This is a genomic window from Olleya sediminilitoris, from assembly GCF_016785945.1.
Classification (GTDB): Bacteria; Bacteroidota; Bacteroidia; order Flavobacteriales; family Flavobacteriaceae; genus Olleya; species Olleya sediminilitoris.
On record NZ_JAEMEF010000001.1, the window covers coordinates 481586 to 505892 of the forward strand.

Annotated in this window: 21 protein-coding genes; 10 read left to right on the plus strand and 11 right to left on the minus strand. The window is 31.5% G+C overall.

What is annotated here, in order from left to right:
* Nucleotide 1 precedes the first annotated feature (1 nt).
* The 5 genes from JAO71_RS02165 to hemA form a co-directional block, all read right to left on the minus strand.
* Complete coding sequence (locus tag JAO71_RS02165) at nucleotides 2-535, minus strand: GNAT family N-acetyltransferase (RefSeq protein ID WP_054852219.1); 534 nt, start codon at nucleotides 533-535, stop codon at nucleotides 2-4.
* Nucleotides 535-1287 carry an EI24 domain-containing protein gene (locus JAO71_RS02170; RefSeq protein ID WP_116823849.1) on the minus strand — a complete coding sequence of 251 codons (753 nt, stop codon included), beginning with the start codon at nucleotides 1285-1287 and terminating at the stop codon, nucleotides 535-537. The genes JAO71_RS02165 and JAO71_RS02170 overlap by 1 nt, the downstream gene beginning before the upstream one ends.
* A 30-nt stretch (nucleotides 1288-1317) precedes the next feature.
* The gene (hemE, locus tag JAO71_RS02175) at nucleotides 1318-2343 is read right to left on the minus strand and encodes a uroporphyrinogen decarboxylase (protein ID WP_116823850.1); all 1026 of its coding nucleotides are present in this window, start codon (nucleotides 2341-2343) and stop codon (nucleotides 1318-1320) included.
* An 89-nt stretch (nucleotides 2344-2432) separates the two neighbouring features.
* Nucleotides 2433-4007, minus strand: coding sequence for a hydroxymethylbilane synthase (gene hemC, locus JAO71_RS02180; RefSeq protein ID WP_054852216.1), 1575 nt, complete (start codon nucleotides 4005-4007; stop codon nucleotides 2433-2435).
* On the minus strand, nucleotides 4000-5262 hold the full coding sequence (gene hemA, locus JAO71_RS02185) for a glutamyl-tRNA reductase (protein ID WP_202998557.1): 1263 nt from the start codon (nucleotides 5260-5262) through the stop codon (nucleotides 4000-4002). Before hemA ends, hemC begins: the two co-directional genes overlap by 8 nt.
* Nucleotides 5263-5457: 195 nt before the next feature.
* On the opposite strand from hemA, the gene JAO71_RS02190 reads away from it, so the two are divergent.
* Nucleotides 5458-6351, plus strand: a complete 894-nt coding sequence (locus JAO71_RS02190; RefSeq protein ID WP_116823852.1) for a helix-turn-helix transcriptional regulator — start codon at nucleotides 5458-5460, stop codon at nucleotides 6349-6351.
* 35 nt (nucleotides 6352-6386) lie between these two features.
* On the opposite strand, the gene JAO71_RS02195 is transcribed toward JAO71_RS02190, so the two are convergent.
* On the minus strand, nucleotides 6387-9869 hold the full coding sequence (locus JAO71_RS02195) for a TraB/GumN family protein (RefSeq protein ID WP_116823853.1): 3483 nt from the start codon (nucleotides 9867-9869) through the stop codon (nucleotides 6387-6389).
* 154 nt (nucleotides 9870-10023) lie between these two features.
* On the opposite strand from JAO71_RS02195, the gene hemH reads away from it, so the two are divergent.
* Genes hemH through JAO71_RS02225 form a run of 6 tightly spaced genes read left to right on the plus strand, consistent with a single transcriptional unit; the run spans nucleotide 10024 to nucleotide 18430 of the window.
* Nucleotides 10024-11055, plus strand: coding sequence for a ferrochelatase (hemH, locus tag JAO71_RS02200; RefSeq protein ID WP_028288747.1), 1032 nt, complete (start codon nucleotides 10024-10026; stop codon nucleotides 11053-11055).
* Entirely contained in the window at nucleotides 11055-12413 is a 1359-nt protein-coding gene (locus tag JAO71_RS02205) for an MATE family efflux transporter (protein ID WP_202998558.1), read from the plus strand. Before hemH ends, JAO71_RS02205 begins: the two co-directional genes overlap by 1 nt.
* A 41-nt stretch (nucleotides 12414-12454) precedes the next feature.
* The gene (locus JAO71_RS02210; RefSeq protein WP_202998559.1) at nucleotides 12455-15544 is read left to right on the plus strand and encodes a sialidase family protein; all 3090 of its coding nucleotides are present in this window, start codon (nucleotides 12455-12457) and stop codon (nucleotides 15542-15544) included.
* Nucleotides 15544-16092, plus strand: a complete 549-nt coding sequence (locus JAO71_RS02215) for a CopD family protein (RefSeq protein WP_202998560.1) — start codon at nucleotides 15544-15546, stop codon at nucleotides 16090-16092. The genes JAO71_RS02210 and JAO71_RS02215 overlap by 1 nt, the downstream gene beginning before the upstream one ends.
* A 57-nt stretch (nucleotides 16093-16149) precedes the next feature.
* Nucleotides 16150-17601, plus strand: a complete 1452-nt coding sequence (locus tag JAO71_RS02220) for a sensor histidine kinase (protein ID WP_202998561.1) — start codon at nucleotides 16150-16152, stop codon at nucleotides 17599-17601.
* Nucleotides 17602-17647: 46 nt separating this feature from the next.
* Nucleotides 17648-18430, plus strand: coding sequence for an enoyl-CoA hydratase/isomerase family protein (locus JAO71_RS02225; RefSeq protein WP_202998562.1), 783 nt, complete (start codon nucleotides 17648-17650; stop codon nucleotides 18428-18430).
* 80 nt (nucleotides 18431-18510) lie between these two features.
* On the opposite strand, the gene JAO71_RS02230 is transcribed toward JAO71_RS02225, so the two are convergent.
* On the minus strand, nucleotides 18511-19095 hold the full coding sequence (locus JAO71_RS02230) for a hypothetical protein (protein ID WP_202998563.1): 585 nt from the start codon (nucleotides 19093-19095) through the stop codon (nucleotides 18511-18513).
* A gap of 202 nt (nucleotides 19096-19297) precedes the next feature.
* Here JAO71_RS02230 and JAO71_RS02235 point away from each other — a divergent pair, with 202 nt between their 5' ends.
* On the plus strand, nucleotides 19298-20167 hold the full coding sequence (locus JAO71_RS02235) for an AraC family transcriptional regulator (RefSeq protein ID WP_202998564.1): 870 nt from the start codon (nucleotides 19298-19300) through the stop codon (nucleotides 20165-20167).
* Between the two features lie 16 nt (nucleotides 20168-20183).
* A complete protein-coding gene (locus JAO71_RS02240) occupies nucleotides 20184-20357 on the plus strand; it encodes a hypothetical protein (protein WP_202998565.1) in 174 nt (57 codons plus the stop codon).
* A 7-nt stretch (nucleotides 20358-20364) separates the two neighbouring features.
* Here the strand turns inward: JAO71_RS02240 and JAO71_RS02245 are convergent, their stop codons facing one another.
* The 4 genes from JAO71_RS02245 to JAO71_RS02260 form a co-directional block, all read right to left on the minus strand.
* Nucleotides 20365-21021, minus strand: a complete 657-nt coding sequence (locus JAO71_RS02245) for an HD domain-containing protein (RefSeq protein ID WP_202998566.1) — start codon at nucleotides 21019-21021, stop codon at nucleotides 20365-20367.
* A 3-nt stretch (nucleotides 21022-21024) separates the two neighbouring features.
* Nucleotides 21025-22011: an acyl-ACP desaturase gene (locus JAO71_RS02250; RefSeq protein ID WP_116823859.1), complete on the minus strand. Its 987-nt coding sequence runs from the start codon at nucleotides 22009-22011 to the stop codon at nucleotides 21025-21027.
* Between the two features lie 4 nt (nucleotides 22012-22015).
* Nucleotides 22016-22753, minus strand: a complete 738-nt coding sequence (locus JAO71_RS02255) for a lysophospholipid acyltransferase family protein (RefSeq protein ID WP_202998567.1) — start codon at nucleotides 22751-22753, stop codon at nucleotides 22016-22018.
* Between the two features lie 109 nt (nucleotides 22754-22862).
* On the minus strand, nucleotides 22863-23273 hold the full coding sequence (locus tag JAO71_RS02260) for a BrxA/BrxB family bacilliredoxin (RefSeq protein WP_028288736.1): 411 nt from the start codon (nucleotides 23271-23273) through the stop codon (nucleotides 22863-22865).
* Nucleotides 23274-23510: 237 nt separating this feature from the next.
* Between JAO71_RS02260 and JAO71_RS02265 the strand changes: the two genes are divergently transcribed.
* Nucleotides 23511-24305, plus strand: coding sequence for a TerB family tellurite resistance protein (locus tag JAO71_RS02265; RefSeq protein ID WP_202998568.1), 795 nt, complete (start codon nucleotides 23511-23513; stop codon nucleotides 24303-24305).
* Nucleotides 24306-24307: the final 2 nt, after the last annotated feature.

The window sequence follows — 24307 nt, forward strand, 5'->3', positions numbered from 1 at the left end:
GCTATTTAAATAATTTATACAACTCCATATTTAATGGATCTTCACCAATAGGAGTAAATTCGTTTTTTAAAGTTTTAATCCATTTAAAACCATTTGTTTCAGCAACTTTTATACTGCTTTTATTAGTGTTGTGGACTATAATTTTAAGTGTCTTTAAATGTAATTCTGTAAAAGCATATTCTATTAAAAATTTAATGGCTTTGGTGGTAACGCCTTTACCTTTATAAGTGTAACCTATGCAATAAGCAAACTCACCTTGGTTTGTAGACCAGTTTAAGTCTTTAATGTAGATTATTCCTGATATTTCTCTGGTTTGAATATGTTTTAAAGTGAATAAAAATTCCTCTTTATTTTTAAATTGTTTAGCTTTTTTATTTACGAATATTTCCGATAGCGTAGGTGTTAGGTTTTGCGCTATAGTTTTTGGAAAATAACGTTGTAATCTGTCTTGATTGGCAATTATAAAATCACATAGTTTCCAAGCGTCTCCACTGTGGATGGGGTTGATTTCAAATGTGTCAAATTGTGCAATCATTACATTAAAGTTTGATTACTTGTTTTTAGTTTTTTGACGGTTGTTAAAGTTCCAGCAGTTACACTAAGTGGCAAAACAAGTATTACACCTATAAATGGTATGAATAGGCATAGAATAAAAACAAGTCCGTTACCTATTGCTAATCCGCGATTTTGTCTAATAAATTTAACGCTGTCTTTGTAATTTAAATGACGTTCTAAAGTGTAATCCATATTACCAAAACCAGCATAATAGGATTGTACCATAATTAATAAAGCTGTAGAAAAGATATTAACTACAGGTATAAATTTAAGTAGTAATATAGGAATAGTTATTAAAAGCTCGCGTCCAAGATTTCTAATATTTATTCTTATGCCTCGCCAAAGTTGTTCTTGAAAAGAGGTTTTTCTGTGATTGTGTTTAACAATTCCTGTTATATGAGTTTCGATTTTTTCTGAAACTGGACTCATAAATGGAGCAGATAAAGCCATTATTATGTGTTTGTATAATATTAAGCCAATTGCAATTATAATGATGCCTCCAATTATTGTAGAGATTGTTGTAAAGGTTTGTTTTCCCCAATCCCAAAACCAGATTTTTGCAATAAATTGTCCGATATTATCAGAAAGTCCGTAAGCTGTAACGCCAATAATAGCAGCTGTTATAATGCTAATAATAATAGGAATAAAAAAATACTTCCAAAGTTTAAGTCTTGAAATTAGTGCAAGAGCACCTGAGTATCCATTTATTCCTTTTATTATGTTTTGTATCATAACTAATAAGACGTCATGTGTAACGTTTTGTTACGCTTTATATTCTTTTACTGCATCAATAAATGCTTTTGCGTTTTCTAGAGGTATGTTTGGTAAAATACCATGACCTAAATTAACGATGTATTTGTCTTTACCAAAGTCGTTAATCATTTGAGTTACCATTTTTTTAATTTCTGCTGGTGGAGAAAATAATCTTGTTGGATCAAAATTTCCTTGAAGTGTGATGTTTCCACCAGTTAAATAACGTGCATTTCTAGCAGAACACGTCCAGTCTACACCTAATGCTGCTGCACCAGATTTAGCCATTTGGTCTAAAGCAAACCAGCATCCTTTCCCGAAAGCAATAACAGGAGCGTCATCTTTTAATGCGTCAATAATTTGTTGAATATATTGCCAAGAAAATTCTTGATAATCTACTGGAGACAACATGCCTCCCCAAGAATCAAATACTTGAACAGCATTACAACCTGCTTTTACTTTTTCTTTTAAATATGCAATAGTTGTATCTGTAATTTTTTGTAATAATTGGTGTGCAGCTAAAGGATTTGTAAAACAAAACTCTTTTGCTTTGTCAAAGTTTTTAGATCCTTGACCTTGTACGCAATAGCATAAAATGGTCCATGGTGAACCTGCAAAACCTATTAACGGAATTTCGTTGTTTAGTTTTTCTTTAGTTGCTTTTATAGCTTGGTAAACATAGTTTAATGCTTCTTTTACATCAGGTACGATAACATTGTCTACATCTTTTTGTGTACGTATTGGATTTGGTAAATATGGTCCAAAATTAGGCTTCATTTGTACCTCAATATTCATGGCTTGAGGTATAACTAAGATGTCACTAAATAATATTGCAGCATCCATACCGTAACGACGTATTGGTTGTACAGTAATCTCACTAGCTAATTCTGGAGTTTGGCAACGTGTAAAAAAGTCGTATTTAGCTTTTATTTCCATGAATTCAGGAAGATAACGTCCTGCTTGACGCATCATCCAAACTGGTGGACGTTCTACGGTTTCTCCTTTTAATGCTCTTAAAAATAAATCGTTTTTTATCATCTTAGTTTTCCGTTAAAACGGAATGTTTTTAATTCAACTTAAATTTATATTGATTGTACTGTTATTAACTAAATTAGTTAATATGATGTTTATACGTAATGTTGGTTAACTAATTCTATAACACTTTCTACTGTTGGTACTTTAGCTACGCGTACATCTTTAAAGTGCTTTTTAGCCTCTTTTGCAGTGGTTTCTCCAATACAAAATGCGATACCTTTTACTTCGTTTTCTTTTTTGTAACTCTGTATTGTTGACGGACTGTAAAACATAACACCTTCAACAGATTCTGGTAATTTCACGCTATCTAATTTTGTTTGATAGGCTTCAACTTCATTAACTATAATGTTGTTGTCTGTTAATATTGTTGGTAAATCATCTAATCTTAGGTCGCTACAGAAGTAGGTTACCTCAGTACCTTCGATATTATCTACAAGATATTCTGCCAGTTTTTTAGCGTTTTTAGCTGTATGTGTTACTTTACCTATTCGGTTCTCAATCATTTTTTTAGTACGTCTTCCAACGCAGTAAATGTTTTTAAACTGAAGCTCTACCGCTGAATAGTTAGTCAATAAAGCTTCTACAGCATTTTGACTTGTGATAACAACATTTTGGATTTCATTTTTAAGAAATCTTGGATGTATACGGTTTAAGCTGATTTTTACAAAGTCAGAACTCTCGACCTTTACCTTATCGTTTAGTAAAAAACGTTGATCATCTGTTAATGATTTAGTTGAGTATATGTTTGTTGGAACATGAGACTCTTTTAACTCGTCCATTAAACGGTTTCCACCACGTTCTAAAATGTAGTCTGCACACCATTGTGCAATATCATGGTGTTCGCCTAAAGCTTTGACACGTTTAACATGTATTTTTTTGGTTCCGTCTTTACTTAAAAGTATGCCTTCAAAAGTGACTTCTTCGTCTTTTATAAATGCAAGTCCTCCAATTGGAGCTGTACAACCACCTTCAAGTTTATTTAAAAATTCGCGCTCAATTGTCGTACAAATTTCTGTTTCTTCGTGGTTTATTTCTTTTAAAATAGCAAGTGTCTCCTCGTCTTCTTCAAGTGCAGCAATCATAATTGCACCTTGAGCAGGAGCAGGAATCATCCATTCTAAATTTACTGCATCTTCTGGTCTAAGGTCAAGTCGACCAATACCTGCAGCTGCAAATATGGCTCCATTCCAGTCACTATCTTCTAGTTTTTGTAACCTTGTGTTTACATTACCTCTAATGTCTACAACAGTATGTGTTGGGTAACGATTTAACCATTGTGCACGACGACGTAAACTTCCGGTTGCTATTGTTGCTTCTCTAGCACCTAAAAACTCTTCGTTATGTTTAAATAATAAGGTATCTCTAACATTACCACGTTTTAAAACAGCAGCTTGAACGATTCCTTTTGGTAATAATGTTGGTACATCTTTTAGACTATGCACTGCAATATCAATATCTCCATTTAACATGGCAATATCTAAAGTACGAGTAAAAATTCCTGTGATTCCTAATTCGTATAATGGTTTGTCTAAAACTAAGTCTCCTGTAGATTTTACAGGTACTAATTGTGTTTGATGACCTAAATGTTCTAGCTGACTTTGTACTGCTTTTGCTTGGTATAGTGCTAACTCGCTATCACGAGTTCCTATTCTAATTATTTTAGACATGCTTTGAGGTGTTTTCTAATTGAAACACTTTTTTAATTAATTCCAAACTTTCGTCAGTTGAGAAGGCATCATCTTTTAAATGATGTGCGAAATGATTGGTTATTTTTTGAATAATCTTATTACTTATAACTTCGGCTTGCTCTTCATTAAAGTTAGCCATTTTTTTTCGTTGCGTATCTAATTCAGCATTTTTAAAACTTTGAAGTTTGTGTTTTAACGCTTTAATTGTAGGTGCAAATTTTCTTGTTTCTAACCATCCAATAAATTCGACTTTAATATCTTCTATAATGCTTTCTGCTAACGGAATATGTTTTTTTCTACGCTCTAAAGTTTCGTCTGTAATTTGTGATAAATCGTCTAAATGTATACGTTTTACGTTAGGTAAATCTGTTACATTTTCGTCTACGTTTTTAGGTATTGATAAATCTAAAATTAAAAGGTCTTTTTTAGATTGAATTAATTGTTTGTCAACCGTTGGGTTTTGTGCTCCTGTTGCAACAATTAATATATCTGCTTCATTAATTTCTTCTTGCAGATTAGCGTAATCTTTAACGACTAAATTAAACTTTCCAGCAACAGCTTCTGCTTTACCTTTGGTTCTGTTAATTAGTGTTATTTGTTCGTTTTTGGTATGTTTTACTAGGTTTTCACAAGTATTTCTACCTATTTTACCTGTTCCGAATAATAAAATGTTTTTATCCGTTACGTTTTCTATTGTATTTAATATGTATTGAACTGATGCAAATGAAACACTAGTTGCACCTGATGAGATTTCGGTTTCAGTTTTAATACGTTTGCTAGCCTGTATAACCGAGTTCACTAAACGCTCTATAAAAGGATTAAGTAATCCATGCTCTTTAGAGATTGATGTGCTTTTTTTAAGTTGTCCAATAATTTCAAAATCACCTAATATCTGACTGTCTAATCCAGAACCAACTCTAAATAAATGAGAAATAGCTTCGTTACCTTTGTAGATGTAAGCATATTTTTGAAACTCGTCAACGGTTCCTTTTGTGTTGTCACACAATAACTGGATTAATTGATAAGGATGTTCTGCAAAACCATAGATTTCTGTACGATTACATGTAGATGTAACGATAAGACTCTGGATTCCGCTGGATTGTGCTTGAGATAAAAGCGCAAGTTTAGAGGTTTCATCTAAACTAAAATGACCTCTTATTTCTGCATCTGCTTTTTTATAACTTAAACCTAAGGCGTAAAAATATGTGCCTGTTGACATGTGATAGTGCTCCATTTACCTGACTGGGACTTTATTGTGAGCAAATTTATGATGTATCTTTTTTAAAAAGTAACGCTAAAAGAACTTTTAATAACGTTTGTGGTTTTTTATTGGTAAAAATGTCCAAACTATGATAATTGTCATATTTTTGTAGTGAATACAATGGTTTGAGGCTTTATTGTTTAGAACCAATCTAAATAAGAAATTATTATGGCTGAAATTTCTAGCGAAAAAAATGTCGTTAAAAGTTCCTTTAACGAAACACAGGTTGATCAAGATGTTTATGTCTTAACTTATCAAAATGAAACTGCTACAAATCAGGTTGTTGAACGCTTTATTGATAGTAGCTTTATTCAGTTTCATTTTTGTTTAAAAGGTAATAGTGACTTTATTTTTAATAACGGAAGCTATGTTTTAAATATCGCAGAAGAAACATCTTTACTGCTATATAATCCTCAGAGAGATTTACCAATACATTTAAAAGTGAAACCAGATTGTTGGTTGGTATCTGTGTTGATTTCGATTAAAAAATTTCATGGTTTATTTAGTCAAGAAGCAGATTATATAACTTTTTTAAGTAGTGATAACAAGGATAAAAAATATTACAAAGACGGAAAAATTTCGCCATCTATGGCAATAGCATTAAACCAAATTGTGAATTACAATTTAAATTCGTCTATAAAAACACTGTATTTTAAAGGTAAGGCTTATGAATTACTGAGTTTATATTTTAATAGAGGTGAAGATGCTGATATTGATCAATGTCCTTTTTTAGTTGACGAAACTAATGTTGCTAAAATTAAAAAAGCAAAAGATATTATTATAGCTAGAATGTCTGAGCCTCCAACATTACAGGAGTTATCAGAAGAAATTAATTTGCCACTTAAAAAGTTAAAAGAAGGTTTTAAGCAGATTTATGGAGATTCTGTTTTTAGTTTTTTGTTAGATTATAAAATGGAAGTTGCTAGAAAACTTTTAGAGACAGGTAATAACAATGTAAATGAAGTCGGTTTAAAAGTGGGTTACAGTACTTCTAGCCACTTTATTGCTGCTTTTAAGAAAAAGTATGGTATTACACCTAAAAAATATGTCCAATCAATATAAAAAAATGCGCTTAAATTTTTAAGCGCATTTTTTATTTAGTAGCTGTTTTCATTTAGTCGCATTCGGTTTTTATGGATGACTAGTTCTAAAACATCTTCTATGAGCTGTTCTTCTTCTTTATTTTCATCTATATACTCACCATTATAACCAGAGTCATAATACACCTCTGTTTGTAATCTGTTTTTATGTTTGGGTGTTAAAAATCCAGTAAAATAAAATCTTTTTGTTTCGTCTTTACCTTCTTTTTGAACAAGCATATAAAAATACATGTCTCCAGTTTTGTCATCGTCTGTTTTAAAAGACTTTTTGCCTAAAAAGTGAATGGAGTCTCGTTCTTTCTCGATGGTTGTATTGCTAAATAATGAAGATTTAGCGTACATCTCTTGGGTTATTGCTTTTGTAATGTAGGGCTTGTAAAGTTTTTTACGATACATTCTATCGACTAAAATGGCTTGATTTTTAAAGTCATTTAATGTTTTATCTTTTAATTTATCAGGTATAGGTTCTTCAGCTGCTTCAAGTAAAATGTAGTAGGTACTTAATGCGGTTATATTATCACTATCTAGTAATTTGTTAAAAAAGTTTTTAGCATCTGCTTCATTTCTAAACGGAAAAATTAATTTCACATAAGCATAAAGAGAGCTGCTATATGATCTATATCTATAGCTGTTTTTAGAGCCTAAGCTACGTTTTACCTCAATTTTACCATCTTTTATAATCTGTTTTTTAAATTTTTTATAGTCCTTGGTTCTAATAAGGCTACTGTCTTTTAATCTGGATAACAATTCGTAAATAGGTTCTTTGTATTCTTCAATGGTGGTATATTCCATTAAATCTGGGAATAAAGTTTTTTTAAGCTGCAAAGAGTCTTTGTAATTGTAAAACATTGAACTTATTGACCCACTTAAAGGTAAATCTTTGTCCATTAATTTTAAAAAGGTGTCATAAGATTTTTTGGTTTTTGTGTCCAATAAAGACCTTAAAACAGTGTTTTGAATATCTGGTTTAGAATAAGAATCTTCATATAACGTATTTAAAAATGCGTCTGTTCTAGGGTCTTCTAATTCTGTTAATTCTGAAATTAAAAAGGTTTTAAAGTCTTCTTTGTTTTCTGGAAATTCAAAATTTTGAATTAAGTCTATCATCTTACTTGCGTTAGATTTTTTAAACTTAATTTTATTTTTAGCCCTAAATACGATGCTATCGTTGTCACGTAATGCAGTAAAAAAACGATCGGTTTTGTCACTAAAAACAGACTCGCCTAATAGTGTATCTAATGGCTGAAAACTATCATAAAAATTAGTAATAAAACTTGAAGGTTTAGAAATAGTATCTGTAAGGCTTTTAATAGTAAAAAGAGTTCCTTTTTTAAGAATGTTTTTTGTGACGATAGCTTTAGCGCTTAATGAGTCTTTTAGGTGAAATTCATAAATATATTGATCGTCTTTTTTGTATTTGTTTTTGTTAGAGATGATGTAACTTTTAAAACCATCAATATGTTTCATGGTTTTGACCTGGTCATCAATTTCGTTCCATAAACTATCTTCATTTCTGTACATCTGTAAATCATGAAATTTAAGACGTGTAACAAAAATCTGCTCGTTGGCTTTAGAGTAGTATGTGGTACGTTTTGTTTTTTCTTCGTAATCTTTAGGTTTACGGTAACTGTAATAATCGTTTCTAGGAGATGGTTTGGTATTGGTTAATACCGAAAAATGTAGTGATGTATCTATGGTTTTTTCAAAACCATCATGTTTAACTTCTTTAAGTTTGAAACTGTTAAAGTATTGTTTGGCTTTGGTTTGATCTTGTCCAACATAGCCTAATAAAAAATAGCTTCCGTCTTTAACAATGCTTTTTAAATGAATGTTTGTCTTTGAAGTCGAATCTTTTTTAGCAACACCTTCATAACTATAATAATTATTGTTATTGTATTTACCTTCTGAGGTTTCAATGTCAAAATCTTTAAAAAAGTTGGTAACTATAAATTTAGCTTCAAATTTATCTTCTTCTATATAAAAGACATCATTAAAAGCAACTTCTTTTAAAAAATAATAATCGTCATTAACCTGTCCTTGAATTAGTTTTTGCCCAACGTTTTTGATGTTATCAGTGGTTAGGTATTCAGGAAAATTAACTTCATATTTATTGTAAGCAGAAGTAAATTTTTTAAAATCTGCGCTTGGTTTTTTAAATAAAATAGAGTTAAATATAGGAGCTTCATTTTGTAAAACATAATCCTTTTGTCCAGCAAATTTTATAACAATAAGTTCTAAGGGTGTTTCGTAAATATGGTATTTTTGATAGTCTCCTTTTTTAGTTTTGTTTAAAATACTAATTCCTGGATAGGGTTTATAGATAACGTCTTTTTTTATGATATCTCCAGGAATGTCTTCAAACAAAAAGTTGTCTAAACGGTCTAATGTGGTTTCTTTTTCATTTGGTAAATGTTTGTATGTATTAAATCTGCTAATGGTTAAATAAGCACCATTGGTCATATCTGGTGAGATGTAATATTTTTGACCACTATAATAAAATTCGTATAAGTTGGTAAATGCTTTTAAGCTAATAAAATCATCTGGAGTGCTAGCAGTTTTCAAAGTTGGGTTAGCAATGTAATCTTCAATGGTTTCTTTTTTTACTTGTGCAACTTTAGTTTGTTTAGAGGTTAAAGGTTTAACGGTATAACCTTTGTTTTCAAGCATTTTAAGCATTCCTTTTTTGCCAGGTAAATGCGCTGCACCAACACCAGCAAATACAGACTGTGTTTGCATTAAACTATCTAATACATGTACCATGTTTTCGTTGCGTATGTACAACATGTTTTCTCTAAAAAACTCAGTGTTAGATGCTGCTCCAATAGAGTCTAATAAAGTTAAATTACGGTCTCTGTATGTGTTTTCTTGTACTAAATATGGATTTTCTTTTTCGTATAATTTGGTCAGCCAAGGGTCTATTTTGTTTTTTCGTGCATTACGCTGTGCCTTAGCAACTAAAAACCTAGACTCTTCAATATCCTCTAAACTGTAAATGTTTTTTTTTCTTTTTTTACCAGCTTGGTAAATAAACATATCCAAGTAAGTTTCTTCTTCAAAATTATCTGCATAACCATCTTTTCTGTATAAATACCCATTTATCATTCGGTTGTCAGATCGTATACTTCCTCTAATTGCGACTTCTTCTGGGTGTTCTAAACCAAAAAGTGTTGAGTAAAAATTTTTGTCGTAAGACTGCGAGTAATTTTGTGGTGTTAAAGAAGTCGTTTTGTAATTAAAAGCTAACCATGTAGATGGGTCAGACTCTAAAGCAATACTTTCACTTTTGTCTAAAGCTTCAAAAAACACATCATCTAGCCTAAAAGCAACTTTAGCACTTACATGCATTGTACCATATATGTAAGATGATTTTTCTAGGTTGTTTCCAGAGATTTCCCAAAGTAAACTTTGTTCTGGTTTTTGATGTTGTGAAAACGAATTAAAAGACAGCACACAGCAAAGTGCTAAAATGAGTTTTTTCATAAATTGTAAGTGTATCTTCTTGTAAATATATTAAACTTAACTATATATAAAAGAGTTTGACTATATAATAATAGAGGATTAGTATAACCAGATTATCAATTTTTGGTCATAATAAAAATTAGAATTGTATTTTTGTTTTTGAAAAAGAATAAATATGAAAAAAGGTGTACTGCTAGTTAATTTAGGTTCTCCAGAGAGTCCAGAACCTAAAGATGTTAAGAAATATTTAGGTGAGTTTTTAATGGACGAACGCGTTATTGACGTTCCGCTTTGGGCTAGAACCCTATTAGTAAAAGGTATTATATTAAATACAAGACCAAAACAAAGCGCTAAAGCTTACAAAAAAATATGGTGGGACAATGGGTCACCATTAATTGTATTGTCAGAACAATTGCAAGAACAAGTACAACAGCATACTGATTTACCAATTGCATTAGCTATGCGTTATGGTAGCATGACTATTAAAAAAGGATTACAAGAATTAGTAGATAAAGGTGTTGAAGAGGTTTTTTTAATCCCTTTATACCCACAATTTGCAATGGCTACTACCGAAACAATTTTAGTTTTAGCCGAAGAAGTTAGACAAGCTAATTTCCCTGATTTAAAAATTGACAGTTTACCAGCATTTTATAATAAACCAGAATATATCAAGGTTTTGGCTGAATCTATAAAAGGGCATTTAGAAGGTAAAAACTATGAACATTTATTGTTTTCTTATCATGGTGTGCCAGAGCGTCATATTAGAAAAAGTGATATTACAAATGGTCACTGTAAGATAGATGGTAGTTGCTGTGCAACCGCAAGTAAAGCTCATGAATTTTGCTATAGACACCAATGTAAAGAGGTCACAAGATTAGTAGGAGAGTATTTAGGTTTAGAAGAAAATAGTTTTTCTACTTCATTTCAATCAAGATTAGGGTTTGATCCATGGTTACAACCATATACAGATCGTACTATTGAAAGATTAGGTAAAAAAGGAGTCAAAAACATGGCAATTGTAACACCTGCTTTTGTTAGTGATTGCTTAGAGACTTTAGAAGAAATAGCAATGGAAGGAGAAGAAATTTTTCATGAAGTTGGTGGTAAAGATTTTACAACTGTACCATGTTTAAATACAGATAAAAATTGGGTGAAATTACTAGCGGACTGGATTAATGATTGGTCAGTAACTCCTGTTGAAGCTTAATGCAAAAAAGCGCATCTTCAGATTTAGGTAGTCAACCCATAAGCAAACTCTTGATTAAACAAGCAGTTCCTGCATCTATTGGTATTTTAGTGATGTCACTAAACATATTGGTGGATACTATTTTTGTTGGTCAATGGATTGGCTCAACCGCAATTGCTGCTATAAATGTTGTGCTACCTGTATCGTTTTTTATTGCTGCTTTAGGTATGAGTATTGGAGTTGGAGGATCTTCCATTATTTCTCGTGCTTTAGGTGCAGATAATAAGCCTAAAGCATTAAAAACATTTGGTAATCAAGTGGCATTAACGTTAATGTTTACTGTTGCTTTTGCTGCATTTGGGTTGTTTTTTGTAGATCAATTAATTCCAGCTTTTGGAGGTAAAGGAGTCATTTTTGATCCTGCAAAAATCTACTATGAAATCATACTTTATGGTGTGCCTATTTTAGGTTTTGTCATGATGGGTAATAATGTGATCAGGGCAGAAGGAAAACCAAAATTTGCCATGTATGCTATGCTAATTCCGTCTATTGGTAATTTGCTTTTAGATTATATTTTTATTGGTGTTATGGACCTAGGAATGGCAGGAGCAGCTTGGGCTACTACTGGGTCTTATATTGCAGCTTTCTTATTCATTTTATGGTATTTTCTGTCTAAAAATTCCGAATTAAAAATTAACGTATCTCATTTTAAACTTCAAAGCAATATAGTTGCAGAGATAGGCTCGCTTGGTTTTGTAACCTTAGCAAGACAAGCTGTAGTTAGTGTAACCTTTTTATTGGTTAATAATGTGTTGTTTGATTTTGGAGGTGAAACCTCAGTAACTGCATACGCAATTGTAGGACGCATGAGCATGTTTGCTTTATTTCCTGTTTTTGGTATTACTCAAGGATTTATACCAATTGCTGGTTATAATTATGGATCAAAGCAGTATAATCGTGTAAAAGAGGTTATTTACACAGCTATAAAATATGCTACAGTATTAGCAATTTTAGTCTTTGTAAGTTTAATGATTTTTCCAGATGTAATAACCAGATTGTTTACAACAGATTTAGAAGTTATAAATGTCACGCCAAACAATATGCGTTGGGCTTTTGCTGCAATTCCAATATTAGCAATACAGTTGATTGGAGCAGCTTATTTTCAAGCAGTAGGAAAGGCTTTGCCAGCGTTATTACTAACGTTAACTAGACAGGCTATTTTTTTTATACCATTACTTTTTATTTTACCAATCTATTTTGGAGAGTTTGGAGTTTGGATGTCATTTCCAATTTCGGATGTTTTATCAACGATTATTACAGCCTACTTTTTAAGACGAGAAGTAAAGTTAAATTTAAATAAGAGATTAGAAGACGCGTAATAATCCTTATTTTTACTATTCGCAACCAATCCAGTATTAAAATGAATACTTTAAAATCACTATTATTTCTTTTTTTAATAGGAATTTCTACCACATCAAACGCACAAAATGTTAACCCTTCTGATTATTCTGGTTTAGAATATAGATTGTTAGGTCCTTTTCGTGGCGGAAGAAGCGCAGCTGTAACAGGAGTCGCTAATAAACCTAATTTATATTATTTTGGGTCAACAGGAGGAGGAGTATGGAAAACTTTAGATGGTGGACGTCATTGGGATAATATTTCCGATGGCTTTTTTGGAGGAAGTATAGGTTCTATTTCTGTTTCTAAAAGTGATCCTAATGTTATTTATGTTGGTGGAGGAGAAAAAACCGTTCGTGGTAATGTGTCTTCAGGTTATGGAGTTTTTAAAAGTGTTGATGCAGGAAAAACATGGATAGCTTCCGGATTGAAAAATTCTAGGCATATTCCTAGACTTGCCATAGATCCTACAGACCACAATATTGTTTACGCTGGAGTATTAGGTAATATTTATAAACCAACACAAGATCGTGGTGTTTATAAAAGTATAGATGGAGGAAAAACATGGAAAAAAACCTTGTTTGTTAATAATCAAGCAGGAGTTGTAGATCTTTTAATAGATCCAACAAATTCTAGAATATTATATGCTTCAACTTGGCGTGTTCAACGTACGCCTTATAGCTTAAGCTCAGGAGGAGCAGGAAGTGCTTTATGGAAAAGTACTGATAATGGCGAAACTTGGACAGAAATTTCTAAAAACAATGGGTTTCCAGAAGGGACTTTGGGTATTATTGGAGTTACAGTTTCTCCATTAAATAACCAACGTGTTTGGGCAATTATAGAAAATAAAGACAAAGGTGGTTTGTATAGAAGTGATGATGGTGGAGCTACCTGGAAACAAGTCAATAGTCAACGTAAATTACGTCAACGCGCTTGGTATTACACACGTGTTTACGCAGATACTAAAGATGTTGATGCGGTTTATGTCTTAAATGTTAGATATCATAAAAGTACAGATGGAGGAAAAACCTTTGGCACATATAATGCACCACATGGAGATCATCATGATTTATGGATAGCTCCAGAAGATCCAAATAGAATGATAATTGGTGATGATGGTGGAGCTCAAGTCACTTATGATGGTGGAGAAACTTGGAGCACCTATCATAATCAACCAACATCACAGTTTTATAGAGTAACAACAGATAATAACTTTCCATATCGTATTTATGCAGCACAGCAAGATAATTCAACAGTCCGAATTCCGCATCGTACAGATGGAAGATCCATTACTAAAGATGATTGGGAAAGTACAGCTGGAGGAGAATCTGCACATATCGCTGTAGATCCTGAAGATAATGATATTGTTTATGGAGGAAGTTATGATGGATTTTTAACCAGAAAAAACCACAGAACCGGAACTGTTAGAGCCATTAATGTTTGGCCTGATAATCCAATGGGTCATGGAGCAGAAGGTATGAAATACCGTTTTCAATGGAATTTTCCTATTATATTCTCTAAGCATAATCCAAATAGATTATATACATTTTCACAACATGTACACGTAACTGAAAACGAAGGTCAATCTTGGCAAATAGTTAGTCCTGATTTAACTAGAAATGATCCTGATAAATTAAAGTCATCAGGAGGACCTATTACACAAGACAATACATCTGTAGAGTATTATTGCACCATTTTTGCAGCACAAGAATCGCCAATAACAGAAGGGTTATTATGGGTTGGTAGTGATGACGGATTAATACATGTTACTAAAGATGGTGGTAAAAACTGGACAAATGTGACACCAAAAGGAATGCCTGATTGGATGATGATAAACAGTATCGAGCCAAGTAATTTTGATGCAGGAACTTGTTACGTAGCAGGAACAAAATATAAAACAGGTGATTTTACACCTTATTTATATAAAACCACTGACTATGGTAAGACTTGGAAAAAAATAACAAACGGTATTCCAAACGAACATTTTACAAGAGTGCTTCGTGAAGATCCAAAACAAAAAGGATTGCTTTATGCAGGAACAGAAACTGGACTGTATGTATCATTTAATGATGGTAAAAACTGGCAATCGTTTCAGCTTAATTTGCCAATTGTTCCAATAACAGATTTAACTATAAAAAACAATAATTTAATAGTTGCAACACAAGGACGTAGTTTGTGGATTTTGGATGATTTGTCAGTAATTCATCAAATGTCTTTATCTAATTTAAATGACGTGCAATTGTTTCAGCCTAAACCCACTTATAGAATGCGTGGCGGTTTTGCTAAAAACAGTAAAACTAACGGAACTAATCATCCTAATGGAGTGGTAACTTATTTCAATTTAAAAAACTATAAAGATAATGATGAGGTAAGTTTGACTTATTTTGATAAACAAGGCGATACCATTAAGACGGTTTCCACTAAAAATAAAAAAGAGGATAAGTTAGAAGTTAAAAAAGGTTTAAATCAGTTTGTTTGGAATATGACTTATAAAGGTGCCGAAAAATTAGATGGAATGATTTTATGGTGGGCAAGTTTAGAAGGCCCTAAAGCAACTCCAGGAACTTATAAAGTGACTTTAAATGTAAATGGTGTTAGTACATCGCAACCTTTTACTATTGTAGCTAATCCAAATGCTGAAAGCACTCAAAAAGATATGGATCAACAATTTTTGTTTATAAAAGATGTAAATAAAACTATTGATAACGCACATCAAGCGATTAAAAGTATGCGTAAAGTAAGTCAGCAATTATCAACTTTTGAAAAGCAATATAAAGATGATAAAAATTTAAAAGACTTATTAGATAAGGCTAAAACATTAAAGGAGAAATTTACTAAAATTGAAGAAGCCCTATACCAAACTAAAAATAAAAGTGGTCAAGATCCTTTAAATTTTCCTATTCGATTAACAAATAAATTAGGGCATTTGAATGCATTAGTTAGAATGGGAGATTTTGCACCAACGGAACAAGATATTGCTGTAAAAGATGAATTAACCACAAAAATTAATAAGCAATTAGAATGCTTTAATAGGCTTATTAATGATGAGGTTACAGCTTTTAATACAGCCTTTAACGCTAAACAACTTAACTATTTATTTGTTCAAGACTAATGGAATATTATAATTATATAAAAGCTTTGCATTTAATTTTTGTGGTCACCTGGTTTGCAGGCTTGTTTTATATACCTAGATTATTTGTGTATCAAATTGAGGCGTTTCACAAACCCTCTCCTGATAAAGAAATTCTTGGTAAACAATTAAAACTTATGACCAAACGTTTATGGTTTATCATAACGTGGCCAAGTGCAATATTAGCAACCATTTTTGCTATTTGGTTGTTAATACTTCAGCCCTTTTGGTTGCAACAACCTTGGATGCATGTTAAATTAACCTTTGTAGGTTTATTGTTTTTATACCAAATCCAAACCCATATTTACTTTAAACAATTGCAAAACGATGTCGTTAAAAAAACATCTAACTTTATGCGTATGTATAATGAAGGTGCTACATTTATACTGTTTGCAGTTGTCTTTTTAGTAATACTTAAAAGTGCTATAAATTGGGTGTTTGGAGTTATAGGTATTTTTATTTTAGGAGTGTTGTTAATGCTAGGTTTTAAGGTGTATAAGCGTATCAGAGATAAAAATCCAGATGCATAATTCAAGCAGTAGCTTATCCAGTCTATTTTTTGGTTTGATTATTGCTATATTTAAACAATGAAAATAACTAAACTCTCATTACGACTTCGTATATTTTTTGCTATGATTTTTTTGGTGCTATTAGCATCCATTTTAATTGCATTAGTAGCAGCATACCAATATTCTGAAGAGACTCAAGATTATCATGAGCAACGTTTAGAGCGTAAAGAAAAAAATATAAAACGTCACTTAGATTTTGTAATAAGAGAAACGACTTTTGAGGTCATTCCAGAAAAATTACCTTTAATATTTAAAGATGAAATCTACAAAATTGCAGATATACATGGACTTAAAGTTAACCTGTATGATTTAGAAGGATCATTACTAATTTCTTCTAAAGCCAGTCTACCTCTTGATGATGTTGAGTCTTGTATACAAGCAGAAATACTTAATAATTTATCTAATACTTCGGGTCATAAGTTTGTTGATATTAGAGAAGAAAAAGGCGAAAATTTTAGATCATCCTACACGTATATCACAGACCAAAAATACAAACCATTAGCCATTTTAAACCTTCCGTATTTAGAAAACGACGACTTCCTTTCTAGAGAGTTAAACGAGTTTTTTGAACGTCTAGGTTATACCTACCTTTTAATGCTAATTACTGCAATTGCATTAGCTTATTTTTTATCTAAATACATTACAAAAACACTAAAGACAATTAGTGATAAAATGAATCAAACACGTTTAGAAAAACGTAACGAAAAAATTGAAATAAAAAGTACAACTCAAGAAATTTCAACGCTTGTAAAATCATATAATAGTATGATTGATCAAATTGAAGAAAGTGCTGTAAAACTTGCTAAAAGCGAGCGTGAGCAAGCTTGGCGAGAAATGGCAAAGCAAGTGGCACACGAGATTAAAAATCCATTAACACCAATGCGATTGACTGTGCAGAGTTTTCAGCGCAAGTTTGACCCCAAAGACCCAGAAATAATCTCTAAATTAGACGAGTATAGTAAAACGTTAATTCAGCAAATAGACACCATGAGTTCTATTGCTGGTGCATTTTCTAACTTTGCTAAAATGCCAGCACAACAAAACGAAATGCTAAATGTTGTCAAAATTGTGGATTTAGCATTAGATATTTTTAATGAAGATTACATTCATTTTGAAGCAGAAAAGGAAGAAATTATTGCCAAATTTGATCGCACTCAGTTAATAAGAGTGTTGACTAATCTAGTAAAAAATGGGATTCAGGCAATACCAGACGAGAAAACACCTAAGATAATAGTTAGTGTTTCAGAAAAAGAGGAACATGTTGTTTTAGCAATTTCGGACAACGGAATAGGTATTTCAGAAGAAAATAAAATTAAAGTTTTTGAACCTAAATTTACCACTAAATCTAGCGGAATGGGTCTTGGTCTAGCAATGGTTAAAAATATTGTCGAAACTTATAAAGGAACAATTACCTTTGTAACACAAAAATATATTGGGACAACCTTTACGGTTAGATTTCCTAAAGAATAATAATAAATCATTTTCGCTTTCGCGGAAATAACTAAACATACTTACAATGAATTTTGAAAACATCTTAAGCAGTTCAGAAAACGGAATAACAACTATTACAATTAATAGGCCTTCTAAATTAAATGCATTAAATAAAGCAACTATCGAAGAGTTGCACCAAGCATTTGATGTAGCTAACAAAGCAGCAGAAACTAAAGTTATTATTGTAACCGGAAGTGGAGAAAAAGCTTTTGTTGCAGGAGCAGATATTAGCGAATTTTCTAACTTTAGTGTTGAAAATGGAGGTAAATTGGCAGCCAAAGGTCAAGAGATTTTATTCGATTTTGTTCAAAACCTTAATACTCCAGTAATTGCAGCTGTAAATGGTTTTGCATTAGGAGGAGGATTAGAGTTGGCTATGGCAGCACATTTTAGAATAGCTAGTGATAATGCAAAAATGGGATTACCAGAAGTTAGTTTAGGCGTGATTCCTGGTTATGGTGGTACACAACGTTTGCCACAATTAGTTGGTAAAGGACGTGCTATGGAAATGGTTATGACAGCAGGTATGATTGATGCAGCAACAGCATTAAGTTATGGTTTAGTAAACCATGTGGTTTCTCAAGAAGAATTATTACCTCTTGCTCAAAAATTAGCAAGTAAAATTATGAGAAACTCATCTGTAGCTATAAGTAAAGCAATCCAAGCTGTTAATGCAAATTATACAGATGGTGTTAATGGTTTTGAAACCGAAATAGAGCAATTTGGCGCTTGTTTTGGTACACAAGATTTTAAAGAAGGTACGACAGCTTTTTTAGAAAAGCGTAAAGCTGATTTTCCTGGTAAATAATATTTACTAAAATATATTATATAAAAAAAGACACCTGTTTAAGGTGTCTTTTTTTATAAGGGCAAAAAATATTGTAGTTATTATAAGTTTACATCGTATGTAAATGTTCTATTATTAGCTGTAATTACTACTTTGTAATCGTCATCTTTATCTTCTAAAAGCTTAAATCTTTTTCCAATAGATGTTGTGTTTTTAATAGTTTCGCTATAAATAGTTTCAGAATCTTTGTATAAAATCTCAATAGAATAGTCTGACTTTTCTGCATTAAAAGCAGTAATGTAAATTGTATGGTTGTCACTACTAACCTTTGGCTTGTTTATTACAGATAATTGCTTTTTGTTAAAAGTCACTTTATTAGCTTCTACTATAAAAGGGTAGATTCTAATTTGGTAATTTTTATCTAATTCAAAAATGTAATTTCCGTTTGGTAAGGTTGTTAAGTCAAAAGACTTGTTGTATTCTCCACTTGTTTTAATAGCTTCTTTATAAAGAATTAATCCAAAAGCATCTTTTACAAGTAATTGGTCGCCTTCATTTACATTATCAAACATCAAGAGTGTCTTACCATCCTCTTTGTTAAATAAAGTTTTCATCTCTGTTGCTGTGCTGCTTAGTGTAGCAAATACGATTGCTAATACTAATAGGTTTTTTGTAAAGTTTTTCATAATCTCAATAGGTTTACTGATTATGTTGGCAAAGTTAGAATACAAAAGCAGTTTAAATAACATTAGAATTATCAAATATGTGTGCTATATTAACAAGATTATTATTAGCGAAAACGTTATAGGTTAATTTAGTATATTTTAGTGTTAACTTTGCATATATTTGCAAACTAATAATTGTTATATTTATTTAAAGTTTTTTAAATTGAATACAAAACCTACATTTAAAAAAATTACACCAACTTTTGGAAGTTCGGTAATTGCTGTGCATAAAACTAAAAAACGTAAGCGTAGTGATGCTTTTTGGCACTTTCATCCAGAGGTAGAGATGGTTTATGTTAATAAAGGAAAAGGAAGACGACATATTGGTAATCATTTATCTTACTTTAATAATAGTCAGCTAATATTAATAGGCTCTAATTTACCACATAACGGATTTACAGATCGATTAACTTCTAAAGGAAAAGAAACATTAATACAGTTTCATCCAGATTTTTTAGGACAATCAATTAATAATCTACCAGAATTAAAAAACATCTTGCAGTTATTAGAACGTGCAAAGCATGGCATTTTGTTTAAACCAGAAATAAAAAGTGTAGTAGGCCCAAAAATAGAAAAGCTACCAAAATATGAAGGAATAAAACGTATTACTAAATTACTTGAAATTTTAGAGCTTTTAGCTTTAACTAATGATTATACATTACTTAATGAAAATGGTTATGTTCTAGAAACACAGCCACAGGATACAGATAAAATAGATAAAGTTTATAAATACGTCAATAAAAACTTTCAAGAGCATATTACATTAGATCAAATATCAGATCATGTAAACATGACTGTTCCTGCTTTTTGTAGATACTTTAAAAAGATAACCAGCAAGACTTTTACACAATTTGTAAACGAGTATCGTGTGTTTTATGCAACCAAATTATTAACAGAGAGTCAAAGTAGTATTACTGACATTTGTTTTGAATGCGGTTTTAATAATTTTTCTCATTTTAATAAAGTGTTTAATGATGTAGTTGGTAAGCCAGCCTCTAAATATAGAAGTGAAATTAAAGCAATGATCCAGTAATAAAAAGATTGTAATTATGAATGATAAAATTGAAACAGCTCTTAAATACTATAACCAACAGCGTCAAAGTATTTTAGATACTGTAAATGGTAATAGTAGTTTAACAGCAGATCAAATCATTCATTTTGGAGAAGAAATGTCTATTCTTGAATATAAAATTACAGCTTTAGAAGTCGCCAAAGAAAATTAATTTTAATTTATTTTTCTCCATTCCACTCATCATAAAATTGGTCTAAAAAGCCAACCATGTATTCATGACGTTTTTTAGCAATGCGCTGACCAGTTTTGGTATTCATGGTATCTTTTAATAGTAATAGTTTTTCGTAAAAATGATTTATTGTAGGCGCTTTAGAGGCTTTGTATTCTGCTTTTGATAAGTTTAAATTGGGTTTAATATCAGGATCATAAAGGGTTCTGTTTTTAAAACCACCATAATTAAATGTCCTTGCTATACCAATTGCACCTAACGCGTCTAAACGGTCAGCATCTTGTACAACATCTAACTCGTTTGACTTGAATACGTCAGTTTTACCAATGTTTGAGCTGTATGAAATGTTTTCAATAATTTTAATAACATGATTTATAGTAACAGAATCCACGTTGTTTTTTACTAAAAAAGCACCAGCAATTTTAGTGCCAATAGTATTGTCTCCATTATGAAATTTACTATCTGCAATATCATGTAATAAAGCACCAAGCACAACAACTAACTGGTCTACAGTTTCGCCTTTAGCAATTAGTAAGCTGTTATTGTAAACACGTTGTATATGAAACCAATCATGACCACCTTCGGCATCTTTTAAAGTCTCTTTTACAAAAGTTTTTGTGGCTTCGATTAAATCATGATTTAGCATATATTAAAGCTTTGCTGGTTCGACCCACTTAAATTGGTATGAGTTTTCTGGTATTTTAATTCGGTCTGCTAATCTCATCATTCTATTAGGCAGCTTCATTAAATAATCTCTTGCTTTTTCAGCTTCGTCTGAAAGATTGGTGATTTTATCAATTTCCCAACGGTTAATTAATTTTTGTAAAATATCTACATAGTCTGTTGAGGTATATACACCAATACGTTGTGCAGTGTTTGAAAATTCTTCAAAAATAGTACCTATTTTACCACCAGATTCTCTTAAAAAATGGGCAGGCATTGTAATTTTTTGTTTCATCATGTGTTGAAACGCTAACATCATTTGACTAGGATCTACTTTAAAAATTCGTTCTACAAACTCGCTGTAGGCATGATGGTGTCTCATTTCGTCTCCAGCAATAATTTTACACATTCTTGATAGCTGTTTGTTGCCTTTAGCTTTAGCAAGCTTAGCAACACGATTGTGTGACACGTAAGTTGCTAACTCTTGAAAACTAGTATATACAAAGTTTTTATAAGGATCTTGTGCTGTACCAATATCAAAACCGTCTGCTATAAGATGTTGTGTCGTTTGCTCAATCTCTTTCATATTTACACGTCCAGAAAGATATAGGTATTTGTTTAGTACATCTCCATGTCTATTTTCTTCAGCAGTCCAGTGTCTAATCCATTTTGACCAACCATTACGTTCTTGTTGGTTAATACCTTCCACATCCATTAACCAAGATTCGTAAGTTGGTAAAGCTTCTTCAGTAATCATATCACCAACTAAAACAACCCAAAAATCGTATGGTAATTCTTTTGACAATTCTCTTATTTCTTTAACATCGTCTAAAAAAGTATCACTTTCAGAGTTTGGTAAAAAATCTGTTGGTTGCCAAATGGTTTCAACAGGAATTAAATATTTTTTTATCAATGATTCAACGTCTTTTTCTAAAAAAGACATCACTTCTAATCTTACGTTTTTTAATGACATAATGTTATATTTTAATACTATTTTTAATAGTAGTTTCTATATGATTTAATAGCTCTTGGGTTGTATTAAAATCATTTAATTTTACAGGTTTATGAGCTGTAAATGTAATATTGTTAAATATTCCCATTGGAAATTTTCCGTAGCGTAAATTTTTCCAAGAATTATTTATTGTGACAGGGACAATTATTGCACTTGGTATATATTTTATTAAGGTTTCTAGTCCTTTGGTATGAAAGGGTTTTGGGTGTCCATCACGACTTCTTGTGCCTTCAGGAAAAATAACAGCAGCACGATTTGTAGTTTCAATATAATCTGCAAATTTTCTGATAGCAACTATGGATTGTCTTGGGTTTTTACGGTCAATTAATACTGATCCACCATGGCGTAAATTATAAGATACGCTAGGTAAGCCTTTACCAAGTTCTTTTTTGCTAACAAATTTGACATGATGTTTTCTAAAATACCACATTAAAGGTGGTATATCTGCCATACTTTGGTGATTAGATACAATTAAAACTGGTTGAGTTGTATCTAATTGATATGGATTAATAAATTTTTGGCTAGTACCTAAAAGGTTTACACAACGCATCAAGAAAAACTGTAAGTAGTCTACACTTTTCTTGTGTGCTTGATAGCCAAAAACATTAAAACAGAACCATTGAATTGGGTGAAAAATAACCAAGGATAATCCAAAAAAAAGGAAATAAATAATTGATAAGGGATAGGCAATAATTTTTCTCATTACGTCATAAAAGTTCTGTATGTCAAAAATAAAAAAACCACGTTTATTAAACGTGGTTTTTCACTAATACTTAGCTTTTGTAATGCTAAATTTATGATTTAATAAGGGCTTAACAATGCTCATTGTAAGCATCCATAAGGTTTTCAGCAATTAATTCTGCTGGTCTACCTTCAATGTGATGACGCTCTAACATGTGTACTAACTCTCCGTTTTTAAATAAAGCCATGCTTGGAGAGCTTGGAGGAAAAGGTACCATGTGTGCTCTTGCTTGATCAACCGCTTCTTTATCAACACCTGCAAAAACAGTAACAATGTTACTAGGTTTTTTGGCATTAGCTAAGCTCATTGTAGCTCCTGGTCTTGCATTAGCAGCTGCACAACCACAAACCGAGTTTACAACTACTAAAGTTGTGCCTTCTTTAGCAAGTGCTTCATTTACAGCATCAGCTGTGTGTAATTCTTCAAAACCAACTTTGGTTAAATCCTCACGCATTGGTTTTACTAATTCTGCTGGATACATATTTTTGTTTTTTTTTATTTGTAAATCTATCTTAAGCAAAGATAGTCAAAAACCATGCAAATGTTATTATGGTGTTACTTGATAAAGTTTATGGTGTCATAAGGTCAGGTTATGCCTTCTTTCAAATTAATAAAACATAAAATTTTTACACTTATTTATTAGTAAACTGTAGTAACAAAAGCCATTTTAAGTCTACTAACAAAGTAGTATCTTTACTTTTTAAATAATTATTAAAATATGGCAGGATTAAAATGGATAGGAGCAACCTTAGGTTGGTCTTTAGGAGGTCCAATAGGAGCAATTATAGGTTTAGCAATTGGAAGTCTTGGAGACGCTATGTCTGATAAAGGTAATTTGTTAGGTTCGGGTAATCCAAATACGCAACAAAAACAAGAACCAAAATACAGATCACGTCCAAATTATAGGACTCAACAACAAAGACGAGCCCAAACCACTTCAGGAGATTTTGAGGTTAGTTTATTAATATTAGCATCTGTGGTTATTAAAGCGGATGGAAAACAAGACCAACGTGAATTAGATTTTGTTAGAAATAAATTTGTTGAATTATACGGAAAAGATAGAGCTAATAAAGCTTTTAAGTTATTTAAAAAAGTAAGTAACCAGAGTATATCTACAAGAGATGTATCCATGCAAATTCAGCAAATGATGGATCATTCTTCTCGTTTACAACTATTGCATTTTCTATTTGGGATTGCAAAAGCAGATGGAATGGTTACTGATGAAGAAGAAGATCAAATCCATAGTATTTCTAATTATTTAGGTATTAGTAATCGTGACTATTCAAGTATTAAAGCCATGTTTTATAATAGTGTTGATAATGCTTACACTATTTTAGAGATTGATAAATCAGCTTCTGTAGATCAGATAAAAAAAGCATACCGAAATATGGCTAAAAAATACCATCCAGATCGTGTAGAACATTTAGGAGAAGAGCACAAAAAAGGAGCAGAAGATAAATTTAAGCAAGTGCAAAAAGCGTACGAGTTTATTCAGAAAGAAAGAGGGTTTTAATT

Excerpts from the sequence above, each read along its gene's own strand:
- JAO71_RS02165 (WP_054852219.1), bottom strand. The coding sequence starts at position 535 with ATGATTGCACAATTTGACACATTTGAAATCAACCCCATCCACAGTGGA.
- JAO71_RS02170 (WP_116823849.1), bottom strand. The coding sequence starts at position 1,287 with ATGATACAAAACATAATAAAAGGAATAAATGGATACTCAGGTGCTCTT.
- hemE (WP_116823850.1), bottom strand. The coding sequence starts at position 2,343 with ATGATAAAAAACGATTTATTTTTAAGAGCATTAAAAGGAGAAACCGTA.
- hemC (WP_054852216.1), bottom strand. The coding sequence starts at position 4,007 with ATGTCTAAAATAATTAGAATAGGAACTCGTGATAGCGAGTTAGCACTA.
- hemA (WP_202998557.1), bottom strand. The coding sequence starts at position 5,262 with ATGGAGCACTATCACATGTCAACAGGCACATATTTTTACGCCTTAGGT.
- JAO71_RS02190 (WP_116823852.1), top strand. The coding sequence starts at position 5,458 with ATGGCTGAAATTTCTAGCGAAAAAAATGTCGTTAAAAGTTCCTTTAAC.
- JAO71_RS02195 (WP_116823853.1), bottom strand. The coding sequence starts at position 9,869 with ATGAAAAAACTCATTTTAGCACTTTGCTGTGTGCTGTCTTTTAATTCG.
- hemH (WP_028288747.1), top strand. The coding sequence starts at position 10,024 with ATGAAAAAAGGTGTACTGCTAGTTAATTTAGGTTCTCCAGAGAGTCCA.
- JAO71_RS02205 (WP_202998558.1), top strand. The coding sequence starts at position 11,055 with ATGCAAAAAAGCGCATCTTCAGATTTAGGTAGTCAACCCATAAGCAAA.
- JAO71_RS02210 (WP_202998559.1), top strand. The coding sequence starts at position 12,455 with ATGAATACTTTAAAATCACTATTATTTCTTTTTTTAATAGGAATTTCT.
- JAO71_RS02215 (WP_202998560.1), top strand. The coding sequence starts at position 15,544 with ATGGAATATTATAATTATATAAAAGCTTTGCATTTAATTTTTGTGGTC.
- JAO71_RS02220 (WP_202998561.1), top strand. The coding sequence starts at position 16,150 with ATGAAAATAACTAAACTCTCATTACGACTTCGTATATTTTTTGCTATG.
- JAO71_RS02225 (WP_202998562.1), top strand. The coding sequence starts at position 17,648 with ATGAATTTTGAAAACATCTTAAGCAGTTCAGAAAACGGAATAACAACT.
- JAO71_RS02230 (WP_202998563.1), bottom strand. The coding sequence starts at position 19,095 with ATGAAAAACTTTACAAAAAACCTATTAGTATTAGCAATCGTATTTGCT.
- JAO71_RS02240 (WP_202998565.1), top strand. The coding sequence starts at position 20,184 with ATGAATGATAAAATTGAAACAGCTCTTAAATACTATAACCAACAGCGT.
- JAO71_RS02245 (WP_202998566.1), bottom strand. The coding sequence starts at position 21,021 with ATGCTAAATCATGATTTAATCGAAGCCACAAAAACTTTTGTAAAAGAG.
- JAO71_RS02250 (WP_116823859.1), bottom strand. The coding sequence starts at position 22,011 with ATGTCATTAAAAAACGTAAGATTAGAAGTGATGTCTTTTTTAGAAAAA.
- JAO71_RS02255 (WP_202998567.1), bottom strand. The coding sequence starts at position 22,753 with ATGAGAAAAATTATTGCCTATCCCTTATCAATTATTTATTTCCTTTTT.
- JAO71_RS02260 (WP_028288736.1), bottom strand. The coding sequence starts at position 23,273 with ATGTATCCAGCAGAATTAGTAAAACCAATGCGTGAGGATTTAACCAAA.
- JAO71_RS02265 (WP_202998568.1), top strand. The coding sequence starts at position 23,511 with ATGGCAGGATTAAAATGGATAGGAGCAACCTTAGGTTGGTCTTTAGGA.